The sequence below is a fragment of the Rhizorhabdus histidinilytica genome, from assembly GCF_900167915.1.
In the GTDB taxonomy this organism is placed as follows: domain Bacteria; phylum Pseudomonadota; class Alphaproteobacteria; order Sphingomonadales; family Sphingomonadaceae; genus Rhizorhabdus; species Rhizorhabdus histidinilytica.
On record NZ_FUYM01000014.1, the window covers coordinates 40,012 to 57,255 of the forward strand.

Sequence of the window (17,244 nt, forward strand, 5' to 3'; positions counted from 1 at the left end):
TCGCCGTCAGGCGACCGATGCCCGGACCCGATCCGGTGCGGTGGGGCGGGGAACCCGCCCGCCGTCGATCTCACCGGCGAACCAGGCGCAGGTCGCCGCCAAGCCTTCCTCCAGCGATACCCGCGGTTGCCAGCCCAGCAGGCGTTGCGCGCGGCTGATGTCGGGGCGCCGCCGGCGCGGATCGTCGACCGGCAACGACCGATGGACGACGTCGGCGTCGCTGCCGGTCAGCGCCAGGATATGCGTCAGCAATTCGTTGACGCTGATCTCGTTGGGATTGCCGAGGTTGATCGGCTCGGCCTGGACCTGTTCGCTCTCCATCAGCGCGATCAGCCCCTCCACCATGTCGGAGACATAACAGAAGCTGCGGGTCTGGGTGCCGTCGCCATAGATGGTGATGTCGTTGCCCGACAACGCCTGGCAGATCAGGTTCGACACCACTCGGCCGTCGTCGGGGTGCATCTGCGGACCATAGGTGTTGAAGATCCGGGCGACGCGGACGTCGGTCCGCTCCATCCGGGCGAAGTCGAACGCCATGGCCTCGGCCGCGCGCTTGCCTTCGTCATAGCAGGCGCGCGGGCCGGTGCAGTTCACCCAGCCGCGATAATCCTCATGCTGCGGATGCGCCTCGGGATCGCCATAGACCTCGCTGGTCGAGGTCAGCAGGAAGCGGGCGTCGGCACGTTCGGCGAGCCGTAGCAGATGATCGGTTCCGACGACGTTGGTCAGCATCGTATGCTCGGGATTGGCCTGATATTGCGGCGGCGAGGCGGCGCAGGCGAGGTTGTAGACGCGGCCGATGCTCCAGGTGCGTTCAAGCACGTCGAGCGGCAGCGGATTGACGATGTCGGCCTCGATGAACTCGAAACGCTCGTCCCGTTCCAGGAGGCGGAGGTTGCTCGGTCGCGCGGTCTGGAGGTTGTCGAGGCACAGCACGGTCTCCCCACGATCGAGCAGCGCTCTGCAAAGGTGCGAGCCGATGAAGCCCGCCCCGCCGGCCACCAGGGTGATCTGATCGGAACGTTTGCTCATGCCATGGTCCTCTTCGCGTCGGTGGTCTTTTCGGAATCGTCGGGCAGGATGTGGGGAACCGCCCTGACCGGTCTCGCCGCTTCCGCGAGATGTCGCTCGAGCTCGGCCGCGCGGTGCACGGCGCTGTGGGAATGAAGGACGCGCTCGCGGGCCGCCCGGCCGATCTCCCGGCGATCCTGGTCGAGAATGCGGAGGACGCGGTCGCCATGCTCGGCCAGGATGATCTCCCGGTCGGGCTCCAGCAGCGTGCCGATCCCGGGCCAGACATCGGAAATGATCGGGGTAGCGGTCGCAGCGGCCTCGAACAGCCGTACCGAGGGAGACCAGCCGGCGGCGACCATGTCCGCACGCGTAACGTTCAGCGTGTAGCGCGAGCTATTGTAGAAGGCCGCATGCTCGGCCGGCGGCAGATGGTCGATCCGCTCGACATTGGCCGGCCAGGCGATGTCGGGCGGATATTGCGGGCCCGCCACCGCGAAGCGCAGGTCGGGGCGTTGTCGCGCTGGTTCGACCAGCAGCCTTTCGAGCATCGGCTGGCGATCGGGACTGTAGGTGCCAAGATAGGTGAGGTCCCAGCGCTTCGGCAGATCGAGCACCGGATAGGCGTCCGGATCGACCGAGCAGTAGAGCGCCCGCGTCGCCGGCGAGCCGTAGCGAAGCTCGATCTGCCGCAGCATCGGTCCGCCGGTGAAGGACAGGTAGACGTCGTAGCCCGCAACCAGATCGGCGGAGAGATAGCTGCAGTCGTCGCGCTCCAGCCGCGCCAGCGTCACAGGGGTGTCAATGTCATAGAAGGCGGTCACCCCTTCGGCGACGTCCTGGACGTAGCGGCCCACCTGGATGCCGTCGGGCACATAGGAGCCGACGATGACGGCGTCGGCTGCAGAGATCGCGCGTGACCATCTGCGGAGCTCGGCCGTGTCGCGATAGAAGGCGAGACGGCAATAGGTCGGATCGACGAGATCGCGCTGCTCGGCATACCAGGGCATGTCGCGTTCGAGGAACAGGATATCATGGCCGCGTGCCGCGAAGGCGTCGAGCAGCGCGCGATAGGTGGTGGCATGGCCGTTGCCCCAGGAGGAGGACAGGGTGAGGCCGAGGACGACGAGCTTCATGCCGCCACCTCGACCTGCTCGGCCAGCTCGCGGAACAGGCGATCAACCGCCACGGCGCGCAGTGCATAGCTGTGCTCCGACCGGACCCGCCGGAGGGCGGCCGCGCCGATCTCGATCGCCTGCTCCGGGGTCAGCGTCGCCAGCAGCTCGGCCACGTCCCGTCCGTCGCGCGCGACCAGCACTTCCTCGCCCGGCTTCAGGAACAGCTCGATCCCTTCCCAGGCGTCGGTGATCAGGCAGGCCGCGGCGCCGGCCGCCTCGAACACGCGTGTGGCAGGGGAATAGCCGACCTGCGCCATGCTCGATCGTGCGATGTTGAGCACCGCCAGGGGCGACGAGTTGAAGGCGTTGTGATCGGCCGTGTAGACATGGCCGACGGGGACGACATTGGCAGGCATCGCCGCGTCTGCCCAGCCGTTGCCGCCGATCAGGAAGTGGCGATCCGGTAGCGATCGGGCCGGTTCGAACAGGAACTCGGCGACACGCTCCTCGCGATCGGGCAGGCGGTTGCCGAGGAAGGCGAGATCGGCGCGGAAACGAGGATCGGCGGGAACCGGATGATGGGTCTCGGGATCGAGCGCGTTGTAGACCGGAACGCAGCGCCGCGCGCCCCAACGGCGATAGGCTTCGATCACGGGCGGGCCACCGCCATAGGTCAGGACGAGGTCGAGCTCGCAGACCGCGCGGCGCACGGGATGGTCCGGCTGTCCGCTCATCTCGTCCAGCGTAGCGGCGGCGTCGACGTCCCAGAATATCTTCAGCGCGTGGGGGCGGGACCGTTCGACGATGCCTTCGAGCAACTCGCGGTCGAACACGCCGACGCCGCTGGCCTTGACGACGATGTCGGCATCCGCCGCCTCGGCCAGCACCGACCGCAGACCTTCTGTGGTGGCGGGATAGACGATCGAACGAACCCATTCGGGCGGATCGATGTCACGATGCTGCTGCCGGTCGAAGGCGTCGGGCTCGTAGAAGCTGATCGCGTGCCCGCGCTTCGCCAATTCGCCCAATATTCCGCGATAATAGGTGGCGGCGCCGTTCCAATAGGAAGAGAGGAGGCTGGATCCGTAGAAGGCGATCTTCATGCGATGCTCCGTGCGGGCAGGGGCGCGGCGATGCCGTCGACGATGTCGAGCAGCTGGCCGACGCGATGGGCGCAGCTATGGCGGGACCGGATCGTCTCCAGCCCATGGGCGGCGAGACTGGCGCGCAGCCCGGAATCGTGCGCGATGTCGCGCAGATGGCGGCTCATCTCCGTACCGCTGCGCGCCGCGAGATAGTCTGTGCCGGTGCGGAACAGGCCTTCGCTGTCGGTCCAGGGCGCCGAGGCGAGCGGGATTCCGCAGGCGAGCGCCTCGAACATCCGGATCGTCGGGATGCCGGGCAGCCGCGTCGCATAATAGTGGCGCGGGACATGGACGGTCGCAAGCGCACCGGCGAAGATCGCGGGCACCTTCGCATTGGGCGCCCAGCCATGATAGCGGACGCCGTAGCGGCGTAGCATGTCGAGCGCCCGATCGGGATAGCGCACGCCGTAGAGGTCGAGCGGCAGGCCCGCTTCGCGGGCCGGGCGGAAGAGATAGGTCTCCAGCTCCGCGGTGCGCTCGCCGTCGCCCCAGTTCCCGATCCAGACCAGCCCGTCGCGATCGGTCTCGCCTTTAGCCGGTGGGTGGAAGATGCGCGTATCGGCGGCCTCGTGCCACGTCCACACCCGATCGCCCCAGCCCCAGCGGCGATAGACCTCCGACAGCGCCTCGCCGAAGGCGAGCACCCCGTCATAGCCGGACAGGTCGAAGGCGCGGATCGCCTTGGGGTCGCTGACCGCACGGTGATGGGTGTCGTGGAACAGCAGGGTGAAGGCTGCGCCGCGCTTGCGCAGCCGGCCGATGTCGGCGACCAGGCCGGGATCGTTCCATTCATGGACGATCACCAGGTCGGCGCCATCGGTCAGGTCGGCGGCGCGGGTTCCGGGGCCGTAGCAGCGGGTCCTGAGCTCGGGATAGGCTTCGGTCATGGCGTCGAGCCCCGCCACGCCATGGTCGGCGACCAGATTGCTCAGGCTCCAATTGTCGCGGGCTTCGAGCGCCAGCGTCTCATGGCCGCGCCGCTGGAGCTCCGACAGCACGCCGCGCAGGAAATGGGCATTGCCATGGTTCCAGCAGGACAGCAGTGAATGGGTGAAATAGGCGATCTTCATGCCAGCGCCCTCGCTCGTGCCGGAAGGGTGTTGCCGTCGAGCAGGCGGCGATAGGCGGCCATGGTCGCCGTGCCCGTCGCCACGGGGCAATAGCGGCGCGCCCGGATGCGCGCGGCGTCGCCACGTTCGATCCGAATCCGGGCGTCGCCGATCAGCCGGTCGATCGCCTCGGCGAAGCCGAAATCGTCGCGCGGATCGACGAAGACGGCGACATCGGCCCACAGCTCGCGAAAGGTCGGGATGTCGGACAGGACCAACGGGCAACCGGCCATCGCGGCCTCGAGAACCGCGAGGCCGAAAGGCTCGTAGAGCGAGGCTGAAACAAAGACCGGGCGGCTCGCCAGCCGGTCCGCCACCGCCTCGTCGTCGAGGTGGCCGAGTGGTGCGATGGCGGCGAAGTCGATATGCTCGCCATTGGGGCCGTCACAGGGGCCGGCGGCGCGGAACGGTACGCTGAGCCGGGCGGCGGCGCGGTCGAGGGTCGCCAGGTTCTTGGCATCGTCCCACAGCCGGCCGGCCGTGAAGGCGAAGTCGTGCATCGCCCGAGAGGAAGCGCCGCTGGCGACCCGTCCGTTGTGGATCGCCAGCGGCATGCGGGCGAGGCGATGGTGCGCGGCTGTCGCGGCGGCGAAGCTCCGGCTCGGCGCGATCGCCAGATCCGCCCTGTCCAGTCCGGCGCGATGGAGCTCGTCCCGCCAGGCGAGATCGGCGGGCAGGGGGCCGCCGCGGACCGCATCCCACCAGGTGCCGACGCAGCTATGGGCCACCGTCACGACCGGCGCCGGGAAATCGGCCGCGGCGGCCAGCGCGGGGCTGTTGAGGTGGACGATATCTGCGTCGTGGGCTGCCGCCAGCAGGGCCAGATGCTCCCCAGCTTCCTCGATCCGTCGCGGATCGGCGGCGGTCCAGTCGAGGTCATGTCCGGTCTCGAACAGGCTGAGACCATCGATCGCCTCGGCCTGCGCGCGCTGGCGCGGACCGGGCGGAGGGCCGAGCACCGCCAGGGCGATGACCGATCCTTGCGCGGTGAGCGTGCGGCAGAGATCAAGCGAATATTGCCAAACGCCGCCGATCGCGTCGCAGCTCATCATGATCCGGGGCGCCGCGGTCATGACGCGGCCATCAGCGTGCGTGGCCAGGCGACGGCGCGCTCCTCGGCCAGCCACCGCGCCAGCCGCTCGACGCCTTCGCGCCAATCGCGCTTGGGCGGCAGGCCGAGTTCGCCGTCGGCGCGCAACGTGTCGGCGACGAAATAGCGCTGGTCGCCTGCCCGCCAGTCGGCGAACTCGATTGCGACCCGACGGTCCAGCAGACGCTCGATATGCGCGACGAGGCCGTTGAGACTCACTGCATTGGACGGGCCGCCGCCGAGATTGAACGCCCGTCCCCGCACCTCGTCCATCCGGTGCCAGGCGGCGAGATAGGCCTCGACCGCGTCCGAGACGTCCAGGATGTCGCGGACCTGATGCCCATCGCCGAAGATGGTGATCGGCTTTCCTTCGAGCGCGCGGATCAGGAAATGGGCGACCCAGCCCTGGTCCTCGGTGCCCATCTGCCGTTGCCCGTAGATGCAGCTCATCCGCAACACGGCGGTACGCAGGCCGAAGCTGCGGGCGTAATCGAGCACATATTGGTCGGCCGCGCCCTTGGAGCAGCCATAGGGGGTGTGGAAGTCGAGTGGCCGTTCCTCGCTCACGCCGTTGCGCGCGACGAACTCGTCGGCGGGGCGATAGCCCTCCTCCTTCAGGACGAGCTCGATATCGCCCAGCCCGCCATAGACCTTGTTGGTCGAGGCGAAGACGAGCGGCGTGGCGGGAGCCTCGCACCGCAGCGCTTCGAGCAGCTCGATCGTGCCCAGCACGTTGGTCTCGAAGTCGGAGCGTGGATCCTCGATGCTGGTGGTGACCGCGACCTGCGCCGCCATGTGGAACACAGCCTTGCTTTCTGCGACGGCCATCCGGAGGCGATCCTCCTCGCGGATGTCGGCGACGATCGCGTAGATGCGTCCGGGGTGGCGACGTTGCAGCCAGTCGAGGTTACGATCGACGCCGGGGCGGGTCAGGGCATCATAGATGGCGATGTCATGGCCTTCGCGGGCCAACCTGTCGGCAATGTTCGAGCCGATGAAGCCGGCGCCGCCGGTGATCAGGACGGGGCGGGAATCGATCATGCCACCAGCCCCCGCGCTTCGAGTTCGGCGCGCGCATGGTCGACCCGGTCGACGGCGGTTCGTTCGGCGACCCATTGCGCGAGCTCGGCCAGCCCCTCGCCGAAGTCGCGACTGGCCTGGAAGCCGAGCCTCTCGTCCGCCAGCCGTGTGTCGCAGAAGCAATGGCGGATGTCGCCGATCCGCGCCTTGCCCAATATCTGCGGCTCGATCTGGTTCTTGCCCATGGCGCGGGCCAGTTCGACGGCGACCTCTGTCACGGAGCGGTCCTGGCCGGAGCCGATGTTGAAGGTTCCGCCGGCAGCCTGGGGCAGGAACAGCGCGTCGGCGAAGGCGCGGGCCACGTCGTCGACATGGACGAAGTCGCGGCGTTGCTCGCCATCCTCGAAGATCAGCGGCTGCTGGCCGTTGAGCAGACGGGACGCGAAGATCGCGAGTACGCCGGTATAGGGATTGGAAAGCGCCTGGCCCGGACCATAGACGTTGAACAGGCGCAGGCAGACCCCCTCGATTCCATAGGGACGGCTCATGATGTGGGTGGTGCGCTCCTGGACATATTTGTTGAGCGCGTAGATCGAAGCGAGGCTCGGCCGCTTCCATTCGGGGGTCGCGATCGGTGCCAGCGGGCGTCCGTCGGCATCGAGCGGGTCCCAGCAGACCTGGCCGTCGTGGAGCGTCCGGCGCTCGGCGTCCTCCACGGCATTCCCCTCCACGTCGCGATAGAGGCCTTCGCCATAAATGCTCATGGAGGAGGCGGTGACGACCCGGCGGACCGGCTGGTCGATCAGCCGCTCGAACAGTACGGCGGTGCCGACGTCGTTGGCGGAGGTATAGCGCTCCACTTCGTACATCGATTGGCCGACGCCGACCTCGGCCGCGAGATGGATGACGCTGTCGACGCCACGCAGCGCGCGCGACACGGCGTCCCCGTCACGGACATCGCCACGGAGGAATTCGACGCCCGTCGTGGGCGGGACGGCATCGGCGCCGTGCACCTGCTCGATGAGGCTGTCGAGGATGCGGACGCGATGCCCGCGGTCGAGCAGCTCCGCCGCGACGGCGCGTCCGATGAAGCCGGCCCCGCCGGTGATCAGAATATTTTCCACGCGAATCTCCCTCGCTCCATCGCACCGAGGGCGGGCCATCAATCTATGTTAATTACTTGATCTATGTTAGATCATATTTGCTATTTGAAATGATTTTAACATGGATTAATGTTTTTGGCTCGCCTTCCTTCAAATATAAGGCCTATTAAGACGAGCTTCTTCATCATCTAGTTCCGAAGAGTATTTTCGGCTTGGCTTCATTCATGTTCCATTCATCGGATATATTTCAAAATAGCTGAACCAAGTCGCTGTTTCGTGCTTTTGCAGCTTCTATGTTGATGCTGCCGTCACAATCCTCATGAGCGCGACCATCTTCCTCGCCCGGCATGGCACCCATGACGAAGTCGGTCGGATTCTTTCGGGCCGGTCCGGCATCGGCCTGTCGTCTGCGGGTCTGGACCAGGCGGCGAGGCTGGCCGCCCATTGCGCTTCGCTGGGCCTGACCGCGATCCATAGCAGCCCGCGTCCGCGTGCGCGTCAGACAGCGGAGATAGTGGCGAAGGCCTTCGGGCTGGAGCCGATCGTCGTCGACGATCTCGACGAGATCGACTTCGGCGCCTGGACGGGCCGTTCCTTCGCCGCGCTCGATGCCGACCGGCGCTGGCGCCGGTGGAACAGCCGGCGTGCGCTGGCTCGTCCGCCGGGTGGCGAGACGATGGCCGCCGCGACCGGTCGGATTGTCCGGCATCTCGACCGGCTGGCGGCGAAGGGATGCAGCCACGTGCTGTGCGTCAGCCATTGCGACATCATCCGCGGCGCGGTCGCCTTCTATGCGGGACTGGGCTTCGACCGGATGCTCGAGTTCGAGATCGAACCCGGATCGCTCAGCAGCCTGTTCCTCGACGACCGATGTGCGCGGGTCCTTCAGCTCAACGAGGTGCCGCGATGAACCGTCTGCCGTCTCCGCGGGAGCTGCGTGCCGATATCGAGGCGCTCGGCCCCTGGTTCCATAACATCGACATCCACGGGGTCTGGACCGCGCCTGACCATTTCCTGGGCGACTATCCGGGCGCGAAATTCCGGCGCTTCGCCAGGGCGCTGCCAAAGGACCTGCGCGGCATGTCGGTGCTCGACATCGGGTGCAATGCCGGCTTCTACTCGATGGAGATGAAGCGGCGTGGCGCGGACTATGTGCTCGGCGTCGATTCCGACGACCATTATCTTGCCCAGGCGCGGTTCGTCGCGGAAGCGCTGGGCTATGCCGACGTCGAGTTCCGCCGGCTGTCTGTCTACGATGTCGCCTTGCTCGGCCGGCGCTTCGACCTCGTCATCTTCATGGGTGTCTTCTATCATCTGCGCCATCCGCTGCTCGCGCTCGACCTGATCCGCGAGCACGTCGCCGGCGATCTCCTGCTGTTCCAGTCGCTGACGCGCGGCTCGCGCCGCGTCGCGCCGGTGAAGCCGGACTATGAATTCGACGATCCCGACGACTTCGGCCGGCCCGGCTATCCGAAGCTGCACTTCGTCGAGCACCAGTTCGCCCATGACTGGACCAACTGGTGGATACCCAACCGCGCTGCGACCGAGGCGATGCTGCGCAGTGCGGGGTTCGCTATCGAGGCCGGTCCCGTCGACGAGGTCTATCTCTGCCGCGTCGCCGACATTCCCTATCAGGGCTGGGGCCCGGGGCTCGGCGCGGTCTATCCTGCACGAAAGGCCGACACATGATCGAAGCCGCGATGATCTGGAACGAGCCCAACAACAAGTCGCACTGGGATCTGGAGATCGACCCCGACTGGGCCCGCTACGGCGAATGCGTCCGGCTGGCGGGAAGCGCGATCGCCGCGGTCAATCCCGGACTGCCGCGCGTGCTGGGCGGCATGTCTCCGATCGACCCCTTCTGGCTGAGGCAGGTCGAAGCGCACGGGGCGCTCGACCATGTCGAGGTCGTCGCGGTGCACGGCTTCCCGCTCGACTGGAATCTGTGGCCGATCCACGCCTGGCCCGACAAGATCGCCGAGATCGAGGCGGTGACCGACAAGCCGGTGTGGGTGACCGAGGTCGGTGTCGGCTCGTTCGGCGCGGAGGAGGTGCAGGTCTTCGGCCTCAACCGCACTGCCGAGCTGCTGATCGACCGGGTGCCGCGCATCTTCTGGTACAGCCTGTTCGATCTTCCGCAGAGCTGGGGAGCGACGACGCGCCACCGCGAGGCCGAGGGATCGAGCTATTATCGCCACTTCTACATGGGCCTCATTCGCGAGGACGGCAGCCCGAAGCCCGCGTTGGAGGATTATGCGCGGGTCGCCTCCCGCATGGGCCTGATGCAGTGGTTCCATTTCGAGGACCACCGTCTGGACGAGGCGGTGCGCTGGATGCGCAGCCTCGGCGTCCGGCAATTGCGGACCGGCCTGTCCTGGGCCGATTATTTCCGGCCGGGCGCGCTCGACTGGTTCGACCGGCAGATGGAAGCGCTCGCCGAGTTCGACGTCACCGTCACCTTCTGCTTCACCCCCGAACATCTCGGCATGGTTCCGCACCATACCAGCGCGCCGGCCGATCCGACCGCCTTCGCCGACTTCTGCGCCGAGATGATCGACCGTTATGCGCCGGCCCGGCCGGCTCTGCCCCGCGCCATGGGCGCCTAGGAGAGGATCGATGCTCGCACCCCCATCGCAGCCCATCAACCTGGCCATCGTCGGCGTCGGCAACTGCGCCAGCTCGCTCGTGCAGGGGCTCGGCTATTATGCCGATGGCCGCAACGACCCCGCCGGCCTGCGCCAATGGGACATCGGCGGCTATCGGCCCTCCGACATCCGGATCGTCGCAGCCTGGGACATCGACGCGCGCAAGGTCGGGCGCGACGTCGCCGATGCGATCTTCGCCCGGCCCAATTGCACGACCATCTTCTTCGCCGATCTCGAGCCGACGGGCGCCGTGGTCGAGATGGGAGCGGTCCTCGACGGAGTCGCCGAGCATATGGGCGACCAGCCCGTCGACCGCACCTTCCTGCCCGCGGATGCGGCGCAGCCCGACAAGGGCACGGTCGTTCGGCGGCTGCGCGAGACCGGGACCGACGTCCTGATCAACTATCTGCCGGTCGGATCGCAGGCCGCGACCGAGTTCTACGTCGAATGCGCGCTGGAGGCCGGGGTCGCCTTCGTCAACGCCATCCCCGTGTTCATCGCCAGCGAGCCCGCCTGGGCCCGGCGCTTCGCTGCGGCGGGCGTGCCGGTCATCGGCGACGACATCAAGGCGCAGATGGGCGCGACCATCGTCCACCGCGTGCTCACCGACCTGTTCGCACGGCGCGGGGTGAAGCTCGACCGCACCTACCAGCTCAACACCGGCGGCAACACCGACTTCCTCAACATGTCTAACCGGCAGCGGCTCACCTCGAAGAAGATATCGAAGACGGAAGCGGTCCAGGCCGTGGCCGAGCAGCGGCTCGCCGACGAGGATATCCATGTCGGGCCGTCGGACTATGTCGCCTGGCAGAACGACAACAAGGTCTGCTTCCTGCGGATGGAAGGGCAATTGTTCGGGGGCGTGCCGATGAACCTGGAGATGCGTCTCTCGGTGGAGGACAGCCCCAATTCCGCCGGTGTGGCGATCGACATGATCCGCTGCGCGAAGCTGGCCCTCGATCGCGGGATCGGCGGGCCGATCGACTCCGCCTCGGCCTTCTTCTGCAAGCATCCGCCGTTGCAGATGTCCGACGAAGCGGCCCATGCCGCGCTGGGCCGCTTCGTCGGCGGCGATGCCGTCAGCCCGCAGGCTTGAGGTGGCGCGCCAGATGCTTGTTCATCTCGAACATCGAGGCTTCCTTCTTGCCGAAGATCTTCGACAGCTTGTCGTCGGCCTTGATCGTGCGGCGATCCTTCGCGTCCTGAAGGTCGTTCTTCTTGATGTAGCTCCATATCCGGCTGACCACATCCGCGCGCGTCGTCGGCTTGTCGCCGACGATCGCTCCCAACTCCGCCGACGGCTGCACCGCGCGATGCAGCCCGTCCGTCTTCGCGCCCGTCTTCCGGTTCGTCGCCATGACATGTCTCCCATTTGCTGGACCCGGCGGAAACGCTCCGCCGGTCGGCCGGCTCCCGATGCCGAGCGAGGATAGGATGAAGCGAACCAGCATGGCGGCAGTCGTCCTGACCGGCCCCGGAAAGACCCGGATCGATCGGGTTGCCATCCCCGATCCGGGCCCCGGACAGGTCCGCATCCGGCTCGAAGGTTGCGGGGTCTGCGCCTCCAATCTCGGTCCCTGGGCCGGCCCCGAATGGATGGCGTTCCCGACCGAACCCGGCGCGCTCGGCCATGAGGGCTGGGGGACCGTCGATGCGCTGGGGGAGGGGGTGTCGAGCCTGCTCGTCGGCCAGCGCGTCGCGGCCCTCTCCTATCGAAGCTATGCCGAGTTCGACATCGCCGACGAGGCGGCCTGCGTCCCGCTGCCGTCGTCGCTCGCCGGCCGGCCGTTTCCGGGCGAGCCGCTCGGCTGTGCGATGAACATCTTCCGCCGTGCCGATATCCGGGCCGGGCAGGATGTCGCGATTGTCGGCATCGGTTTCCTCGGTGCGATCCTGACGCGGCTCGCCACCGATGCGGGTGCGCGTGTCATCGCCATCTCGCGCCGGCCCTTTTCGCTGGAGGTCGCGCGGCGCTTCGGGGCGGCCGAGACGATCGTCCTCGACGACCGCGCCGCCGTCGTCGCGCGCGTCGCCGAACGGACCGGGGATCGGCTCTGCGCGCGGGTGATCGAGGCGGTGGGCAAGCAGGAGGCGCTCGACCTGTCGGCGGAGCTGACCGGCGAGCGGGGCAGGCTCGTGGTCGCTGGCTACCATCAGGATGGGCCACGGCAGGTGAACATGTGGCTCTGGAACTGGCGCGGGATCGACGTGATCAACGCGCATGAGCGCGATCCGGCCGTCTATGCGGCGGGCATCCGTGACGCGGTCGATGCCGTCGCAGACGGACGGCTCGATCCTTCGCCGCTCTACACCCACAGCTATGGCCTCGACGAGTTGGGCGACGCGCTCGATGCGACCCGCGATCGGCCCGACGGCTTCCTCAAGGCCTGGGTGCGGCTCGCATGAGCCGCGCCGTCAGGCTCGCCTTCCTGGGCGTCGGATGGATCGGACGGCACCGGATGGAGAAGCTGCTCGCGGCCGGGGCAGAGGCGATCGCGATAGCCGATCCATCGCCCGACAATCTCGCTGGGGCGCTGCGGCTGGCCCCCGATGCCGTGCCCTGCGGCGATCTCGATGCCCTGCTCGATCGGCAGCCCGACGGGGTGGTGATCGCAACGCCGAGCGCGCTGCACGCGCGGCAGGCGATCGCGGCACTGGATCGGGGTGTGCCGGTGTTCTGCCAGAAACCGCTCGGTCGGGATGCCCGGGAGGTGGAGGCGGTGCTGGCCGCCGCGCGGCGGGCGGACCGGTGCATCGGTGTCGATCTGTCCTATCGCTTCACAGCGGCCATGCAGGCGATCAAGGCGTTGCTCGACGCCGGTGAGCTAGGCTCGGTCTACGGCGTCGATCTCGTCTTCCACAATGCCTATGGGCCCGACAAGCCGTGGTTCTACGATCCGGCGCAGTCGGGCGGGGGCTGTCTGATGGACCTCGGCGTCCATCTCCTCGACCTGGCGCTGTGGGCGCTCGACTTCCCCGCCGTTCGATCGGTGTCGGGGCATGTAATGGCGGCAGGCCGGCCCTTGCCCGACCGATCGTCCGGGGTGGAGGATTATGCGCTAGCCGAGCTGGTTCTGGCTGGCGGCGCGGTCGTTCGGCTCGCCTGTTCGTGGCGCCTTCCGGCAGGGCAGGATGCGGTGATCGCCGCGGAATTCTACGGGACCGGTGGCGGTGCGGCGATGCGCAATGTGGACGGCTCCTTCCACGACTTCGCCGCCAGCCGCTTTCGCGGTACCGCGGTCGAGCCGCTCGCCGCGCCGCCCGACGACTGGGGCGGCCGCGCGGCGGTCGCCTGGATGAAGGGGCTGGCCCGGCGAGGCTACGACGCCGAGGCCGATCGCCATGCCGACGTCGCGCTGCTGATGGATCGCATCTACGAAGCCGCAGCGCCATCCATCAGATCAGCCATAGATACAGCAGCGTAAGACCGGCGCCGGTCGATACGAGCAGGGTCAGCCCCCCGAGCAGGTTGAGTGCGATCCCGTTGATCCGTTCTCCCATGATCCGCCTGCTGTTGGTCATCAGCAGGATCAGGGCCAGCAGCGCCGGTGTCGTGAAGCCCTGCACCACGCCGGCCCACACGAGCGCGTCCATCGGATCGAAGCCGAGGAAGTTGACGCCGACGCCGAGCGCTGTGAACAGGATGATCAGGCCGTAGAAGCCCTTCGCCTCGCGCGGCCGGGCATGGAGGCTCGCTTTCCAGCCGAGCGTCTGGGCGACGTCATAGGCGGCACCCGTGGTCATCACCGGCACCGCCAGAAAGCCCACCCCCACGACCCCCAGCACGAACAGCGCGCCGGCGGCGTCGCCCGCCAGCGGCCGCAGCGCATCGGCGGCATCGGCCGCGCTCGCGATCTCGGTCTGTCCCGCCTGGTGCAGCGTCGCGGCGGTCGACAGGATGATGAAGTACATAACGATGTTGGAGAAGATCATGCCGATCCAGATGTCGCGCCGGCTTTCGTGGAGTTCGGCACGGCTCGCCCCCTTGCGCTGTTGAACCGTGGTACGGCCCAGCGCGATCTCCTCCTCCACCTCCTCGTTCGACTGCCAACTGTAGAGATAGGCCGACAAGGTCGTACCGATGATCGCGACGACCAGCGTTATGAACTCCCGGTCGAGGCGGATGGTCGGCACGACGGTGGCCCGGAGCACCTCGGGCCAGTCGGGCCGCGCCAGGATCGCGGCGCCGACATAGGCGAGCAGCGCGAGCGCCAGCCAGCGGAAGACGTTGCGGATCGCGACGTAGGAACCGAGGATCTGGAGCGCCAGGATGACGGCGGCGATCGGCGGAACGAGCCAGCGGGGATCGAACGGAAGATAGATGCCCAACGCGGCCGCCATGCCGCCGAGGTCGGCGCCGGCCTCTACCGTATTGGCGATCAGCGCTCCGCTGAGGAGAGGGTAGAGGAGCCAGCGGGGATAGAAGTGACGGATCGCGTCGAACAGGCCGCGTCCGGAGACCATCGACAGCTTCGCGGTCAGATAGACCACGGCGAACATCATCGGCATGGTCGCCGGCGCCATCCACAAGATCGGGTTGCCGATCTTGGCGCCGGCGCTCGCATAGGTGCCGATCGCCGACGGATCGTCGTCGGCGGCCCCGGTGATCAGGCCGAGGCCGAGCGCCCGGCCGAACCCTTCCCGACGGCCGGCCGGCGCATCCGTGTTTCCGGAAGCCGGAGAGGAGCGACGCAGCATGCGGGCCCTTTCGGTCTGGTTCCTTCTCGGCAGCGCGCCTTACGATCCGCGGCCCTTGGCTGGCTTCCACCGCAGCACGAACTGGCCGCGCGCGGGGACCCGATAGTCGATCCGCCGATCTGACCGGCCGATGGGCCGGACCTCGTCGCCGTCGATCGAGGAGAGCTTGACGGCCGGCATGCGGCGGCGGGGAAGGCGCAGGATCGACAGGTCGACCTCATAGCCGTCCGCGCCTTCCACCTGGATCGACAGGACATGCTCGGCGGTGCGCTCCATCTGGCGGATGAAATGATCGCAGAAGAGGCGGAACGGCGCGCCCTCAACCCAATATTGCGATCGGGTGGCGAACGTGAAGGCCGCACCCGCGCCATAGACTTCCTGTCCCACCTGGCCGGCCGGCTGGCCGTCGGGGTAGAGGTCCTCGAGCGGGAAGGATAGCGACCGGTCGATATGGCCGTTGCGGATTTGCGCCGCCAGGATCTTCCGCGGCAGCGCGTCGGGATAATAATACCAGGCGCGGTCCAGCGCATAGCGGCAATATTCGCTGACCAGCGTCCGCACCGCGGGCTCGATGTCGGGGCCGCCATCGCGCAGATAGCGTTCGAACGCCGAGAAGCTGTCATAGCATTCGTACATGGCCATGTACGGCGCGTCCTGCAGGCAGGTGGCGCCAAGGAAGTTGGAATAGTGCCGCGCCGCGCCGATCTCCGATTTCCAGATCTCGCAATTGTGGAAGAAGCTGGCGAGATAGACGTAGCTCTGTTCCAGATGCTCGCTCGCGGCGGTGATCCGCCACAGTCTGAGGCAGGCGGCGGCTCCCCAGGCGGTGAGGTTGGCCTGGTAGTTGAGGTTGAAGCGCATGCCCTTCGCGACCTCGATCGCCGCGCGCGCTTCGTCGAGGTAGCGCTTGTCGTCGGTCAGCTCGAAGCATTGGAGCATCACATAGGCATAGAGGCCGCCGACGTCGGTCTGACCTCGATCGTCGTTGGCGGTCGCGGTGATGATCGAGAAGTCGTCGATCTTGAACTGGATCGGCCAGCGATAGTCGAAATGCCGCGCCGCCTTGATCGCATAGTCGATCGACCCCAGCAGCAGGCTGCGGGCCTCGGCGTCGCCGTCCAGCGCCAGCCGGCCGAGGTTGAGCAGCGGGTGATAGAGATACCAACTGTCGACCGCATCGGGGTCCTTGTCCTTGCCGACGTTGGGCAGGTAGCGGCGCAGCGTTCCCAGCTTGGCGTCGTGGAACCGGCCCAGCCCCTTCTTGAGCTCGGTCTCCATCGCGACCGGCTTGCCGAGCCATTTCGCATAGTCGTGCAGCGCCGCGATCAGCGCCAGCTGCACCATGATGTCCGGATATTCGCTATCGGTGTAGGGATGGACATAGAGATGCCCATAATGGCGGACGGTCGCCTTGGGCGAGTTCATCAGGTCAACGAGGGTACGTTCCGCGCGGCCGGCCCAGTCGCGGAACTCGGTCTCCGGCTTGTCGATCAGCGCATAGGCTGAACTGAGCTGCTGCAGGAACAGCCGGGCGATGTCCCGCTCATTCTTGGCGGGACAGTCGCGGACGATCAGGATCGCGTCCGAGATGGTAACCGTCTCGCCGGCGGGCAACGGGTTGACCGGCGGCGTGCCGCTTTGCGGCGGTGATGGCGGCAGATAGCCGAGTTCGGGCCATTCGCCGCCCACGGCGCCGTCGGGCGCGGTATGCGTCGCGGCATAATAGCGGTTCATCGCGGTCAGGTTCTGGAAGTAGAGCAGGTTGCCGAAGCCCGGCTCGTCCATGACCAGGTAAAGCAGGCCCGTGTTGAGGCCGCGTTGCGCGGCTTCGACATGTCCCTTCGCACCGGCCGGATCGTCCTTGTCGTCGAGCGGATAGAGGTCGCGCGGCAGGAAGGGGACAAGGAGGGGAGCGGACGGGGTCAGGTCCACCGTCACGCGAAGCCGGTGCAGGTCGGTATCGCCGATCCGGAAGCTGATCGCGTGGACGCCGATGGGGCTGCGCACCTCGATCCGCGCGGCCTCGTCCTTGCCGGGCCTGAGGGCACGGGCGGTTCCCTGCGGCGCATAGGCGGCCCTGAGTGCGACGCCGCCACGATCGGGGCGGCGGATCAACGCCCAGACCGAATCCGTGCCTTGCGCGACTTCTACGTCGAGATCGCCGAGTTGAAAGACGGCGAGACGTCGGAGCGATCGTTCGGCCAGTTCCTTTCGAAGCGTCAGCAGATAGGGGCTCGCGCCCGGTTCCAGCCGCCGCGCCTCGACCGCGCTGCCCGGTGCGTCGGCCTTCATCCTGTCTCTCCGA

16 protein-coding genes are annotated in these 17,244 nt (G+C 67.4%); 6 read left to right on the top strand and 10 right to left on the bottom strand.

Annotated elements, in window-relative coordinates; all coding sequences use genetic code 11:
• Positions 1-6: 6 nt before the first annotated feature.
• The 7 genes from B5X82_RS22610 to B5X82_RS22640 are packed head-to-tail and all read right to left on the bottom strand — an operon-like array spanning position 7 to position 7,617.
• A complete protein-coding gene (locus B5X82_RS22610; RefSeq protein WP_079650553.1) occupies positions 7-1,032 on the bottom strand; it encodes a UDP-glucuronic acid decarboxylase family protein in 1,026 nt (341 codons plus the stop codon).
• Positions 1,029-2,147, bottom strand: a complete 1,119-nt coding sequence (locus B5X82_RS22615) for a CgeB family protein (RefSeq protein WP_079650555.1) — start codon at positions 2,145-2,147, stop codon at positions 1,029-1,031. The genes B5X82_RS22610 and B5X82_RS22615 overlap by 4 nt, the downstream gene beginning before the upstream one ends.
• Entirely contained in the window at positions 2,144-3,232 is a 1,089-nt protein-coding gene (locus B5X82_RS22620; RefSeq protein ID WP_079650556.1) for a CgeB family protein, read from the bottom strand. Before B5X82_RS22620 ends, B5X82_RS22615 begins: the two co-directional genes overlap by 4 nt.
• On the bottom strand, positions 3,229-4,344 hold the full coding sequence (locus B5X82_RS22625) for a CgeB family protein (RefSeq protein WP_079650558.1): 1,116 nt from the start codon (positions 4,342-4,344) through the stop codon (positions 3,229-3,231). The genes B5X82_RS22620 and B5X82_RS22625 overlap by 4 nt, the downstream gene beginning before the upstream one ends.
• Positions 4,341-5,456: a glycosyltransferase family 4 protein gene (locus B5X82_RS22630; protein ID WP_079650559.1), complete on the bottom strand. Its 1,116-nt coding sequence runs from the start codon at positions 5,454-5,456 to the stop codon at positions 4,341-4,343. Before B5X82_RS22630 ends, B5X82_RS22625 begins: the two co-directional genes overlap by 4 nt.
• On the bottom strand, positions 5,453-6,514 hold the full coding sequence (locus B5X82_RS22635) for an NAD-dependent epimerase/dehydratase family protein (RefSeq protein WP_079650561.1): 1,062 nt from the start codon (positions 6,512-6,514) through the stop codon (positions 5,453-5,455). Before B5X82_RS22635 ends, B5X82_RS22630 begins: the two co-directional genes overlap by 4 nt.
• Positions 6,511-7,617, bottom strand: coding sequence for an NAD-dependent epimerase/dehydratase family protein (locus B5X82_RS22640; protein ID WP_079650563.1), 1,107 nt, complete (start codon positions 7,615-7,617; stop codon positions 6,511-6,513). The genes B5X82_RS22635 and B5X82_RS22640 overlap by 4 nt, the downstream gene beginning before the upstream one ends.
• A gap of 298 nt (positions 7,618-7,915) precedes the next feature.
• On the opposite strand from B5X82_RS22640, the gene B5X82_RS22645 reads away from it, so the two are divergent.
• Genes B5X82_RS22645 through B5X82_RS22660 form a run of 4 tightly spaced genes read left to right on the top strand, consistent with a single transcriptional unit; the run spans position 7,916 to position 11,337 of the window.
• Positions 7,916-8,506 (top strand): histidine phosphatase family protein, encoded by a 591-nt coding sequence (locus B5X82_RS22645; protein WP_079650564.1) that lies wholly within the window; start codon positions 7,916-7,918, stop codon positions 8,504-8,506.
• The gene (locus B5X82_RS22650; protein ID WP_079650566.1) at positions 8,503-9,285 is read left to right on the top strand and encodes a TIGR04290 family methyltransferase; all 783 of its coding nucleotides are present in this window, start codon (positions 8,503-8,505) and stop codon (positions 9,283-9,285) included. The genes B5X82_RS22645 and B5X82_RS22650 overlap by 4 nt, the downstream gene beginning before the upstream one ends.
• The gene (locus B5X82_RS22655; RefSeq protein WP_079650568.1) at positions 9,282-10,202 is read left to right on the top strand and encodes a glycosyl hydrolase; all 921 of its coding nucleotides are present in this window, start codon (positions 9,282-9,284) and stop codon (positions 10,200-10,202) included. The genes B5X82_RS22650 and B5X82_RS22655 overlap by 4 nt, the downstream gene beginning before the upstream one ends.
• Before the next feature lie 10 nt (positions 10,203-10,212).
• Positions 10,213-11,337: an inositol-3-phosphate synthase gene (locus tag B5X82_RS22660; protein WP_079650569.1), complete on the top strand. Its 1,125-nt coding sequence runs from the start codon at positions 10,213-10,215 to the stop codon at positions 11,335-11,337.
• On the opposite strand, the gene B5X82_RS22665 is transcribed toward B5X82_RS22660, so the two are convergent.
• Complete coding sequence (locus B5X82_RS22665) at positions 11,321-11,599, bottom strand: SWIB/MDM2 domain-containing protein (protein ID WP_079650571.1); 279 nt, start codon at positions 11,597-11,599, stop codon at positions 11,321-11,323. The genes B5X82_RS22660 and B5X82_RS22665 overlap by 17 nt on opposite strands.
• A 76-nt stretch (positions 11,600-11,675) precedes the next feature.
• On the opposite strand from B5X82_RS22665, the gene B5X82_RS22670 reads away from it, so the two are divergent.
• The gene (locus B5X82_RS22670; protein ID WP_223811291.1) at positions 11,676-12,647 is read left to right on the top strand and encodes an MDR/zinc-dependent alcohol dehydrogenase-like family protein; all 972 of its coding nucleotides are present in this window, start codon (positions 11,676-11,678) and stop codon (positions 12,645-12,647) included.
• Positions 12,644-13,666, top strand: coding sequence for a Gfo/Idh/MocA family protein (locus B5X82_RS22675; RefSeq protein WP_079650574.1), 1,023 nt, complete (start codon positions 12,644-12,646; stop codon positions 13,664-13,666). Before B5X82_RS22670 ends, B5X82_RS22675 begins: the two co-directional genes overlap by 4 nt.
• Here the strand turns inward: B5X82_RS22675 and B5X82_RS22680 are convergent.
• On the bottom strand, positions 13,638-14,939 hold the full coding sequence (locus B5X82_RS22680) for an NRAMP family divalent metal transporter (RefSeq protein WP_079650576.1): 1,302 nt from the start codon (positions 14,937-14,939) through the stop codon (positions 13,638-13,640). The two genes, B5X82_RS22675 and B5X82_RS22680, sit on opposite strands and share 29 nt — an antisense overlap.
• 39 nt (positions 14,940-14,978) lie before the next feature.
• Entirely contained in the window at positions 14,979-17,231 is a 2,253-nt protein-coding gene (locus B5X82_RS22685; RefSeq protein ID WP_176152680.1) for a hypothetical protein, read from the bottom strand.
• Between the last annotated feature and the right edge of the window lie 13 nt (positions 17,232-17,244).

Bases quoted from the DNA above. Each gene is read 5' to 3' on its own strand.
- B5X82_RS22675 (WP_079650574.1), top strand. From the start codon at position 12,644: ATGAGCCGCGCCGTCAGGCTCGCCTTCCTGGGCGTCGGATGGATCGGA.
- B5X82_RS22660 (WP_079650569.1), top strand. From the start codon at position 10,213: ATGCTCGCACCCCCATCGCAGCCCATCAACCTGGCCATCGTCGGCGTC.
- B5X82_RS22680 (WP_079650576.1), bottom strand. From the start codon at position 14,939: ATGCTGCGTCGCTCCTCTCCGGCTTCCGGAAACACGGATGCGCCGGCC.
- B5X82_RS22615 (WP_079650555.1), bottom strand. From the start codon at position 2,147: ATGAAGCTCGTCGTCCTCGGCCTCACCCTGTCCTCCTCCTGGGGCAAC.
- B5X82_RS22630 (WP_079650559.1), bottom strand. From the start codon at position 5,456: ATGACCGCGGCGCCCCGGATCATGATGAGCTGCGACGCGATCGGCGGC.
- B5X82_RS22645 (WP_079650564.1), top strand. From the start codon at position 7,916: ATGAGCGCGACCATCTTCCTCGCCCGGCATGGCACCCATGACGAAGTC.
- B5X82_RS22620 (WP_079650556.1), bottom strand. From the start codon at position 3,232: ATGAAGATCGCCTTCTACGGATCCAGCCTCCTCTCTTCCTATTGGAAC.
- B5X82_RS22670 (WP_223811291.1), top strand. From the start codon at position 11,676: ATGAAGCGAACCAGCATGGCGGCAGTCGTCCTGACCGGCCCCGGAAAG.
- B5X82_RS22665 (WP_079650571.1), bottom strand. From the start codon at position 11,599: ATGGCGACGAACCGGAAGACGGGCGCGAAGACGGACGGGCTGCATCGC.
- B5X82_RS22635 (WP_079650561.1), bottom strand. From the start codon at position 6,514: ATGATCGATTCCCGCCCCGTCCTGATCACCGGCGGCGCCGGCTTCATC.
- B5X82_RS22625 (WP_079650558.1), bottom strand. From the start codon at position 4,344: ATGAAGATCGCCTATTTCACCCATTCACTGCTGTCCTGCTGGAACCAT.
- B5X82_RS22610 (WP_079650553.1), bottom strand. From the start codon at position 1,032: ATGAGCAAACGTTCCGATCAGATCACCCTGGTGGCCGGCGGGGCGGGC.
- B5X82_RS22655 (WP_079650568.1), top strand. From the start codon at position 9,282: ATGATCGAAGCCGCGATGATCTGGAACGAGCCCAACAACAAGTCGCAC.
- B5X82_RS22650 (WP_079650566.1), top strand. From the start codon at position 8,503: ATGAACCGTCTGCCGTCTCCGCGGGAGCTGCGTGCCGATATCGAGGCG.
- B5X82_RS22685 (WP_176152680.1), bottom strand. From the start codon at position 17,231: ATGAAGGCCGACGCACCGGGCAGCGCGGTCGAGGCGCGGCGGCTGGAA.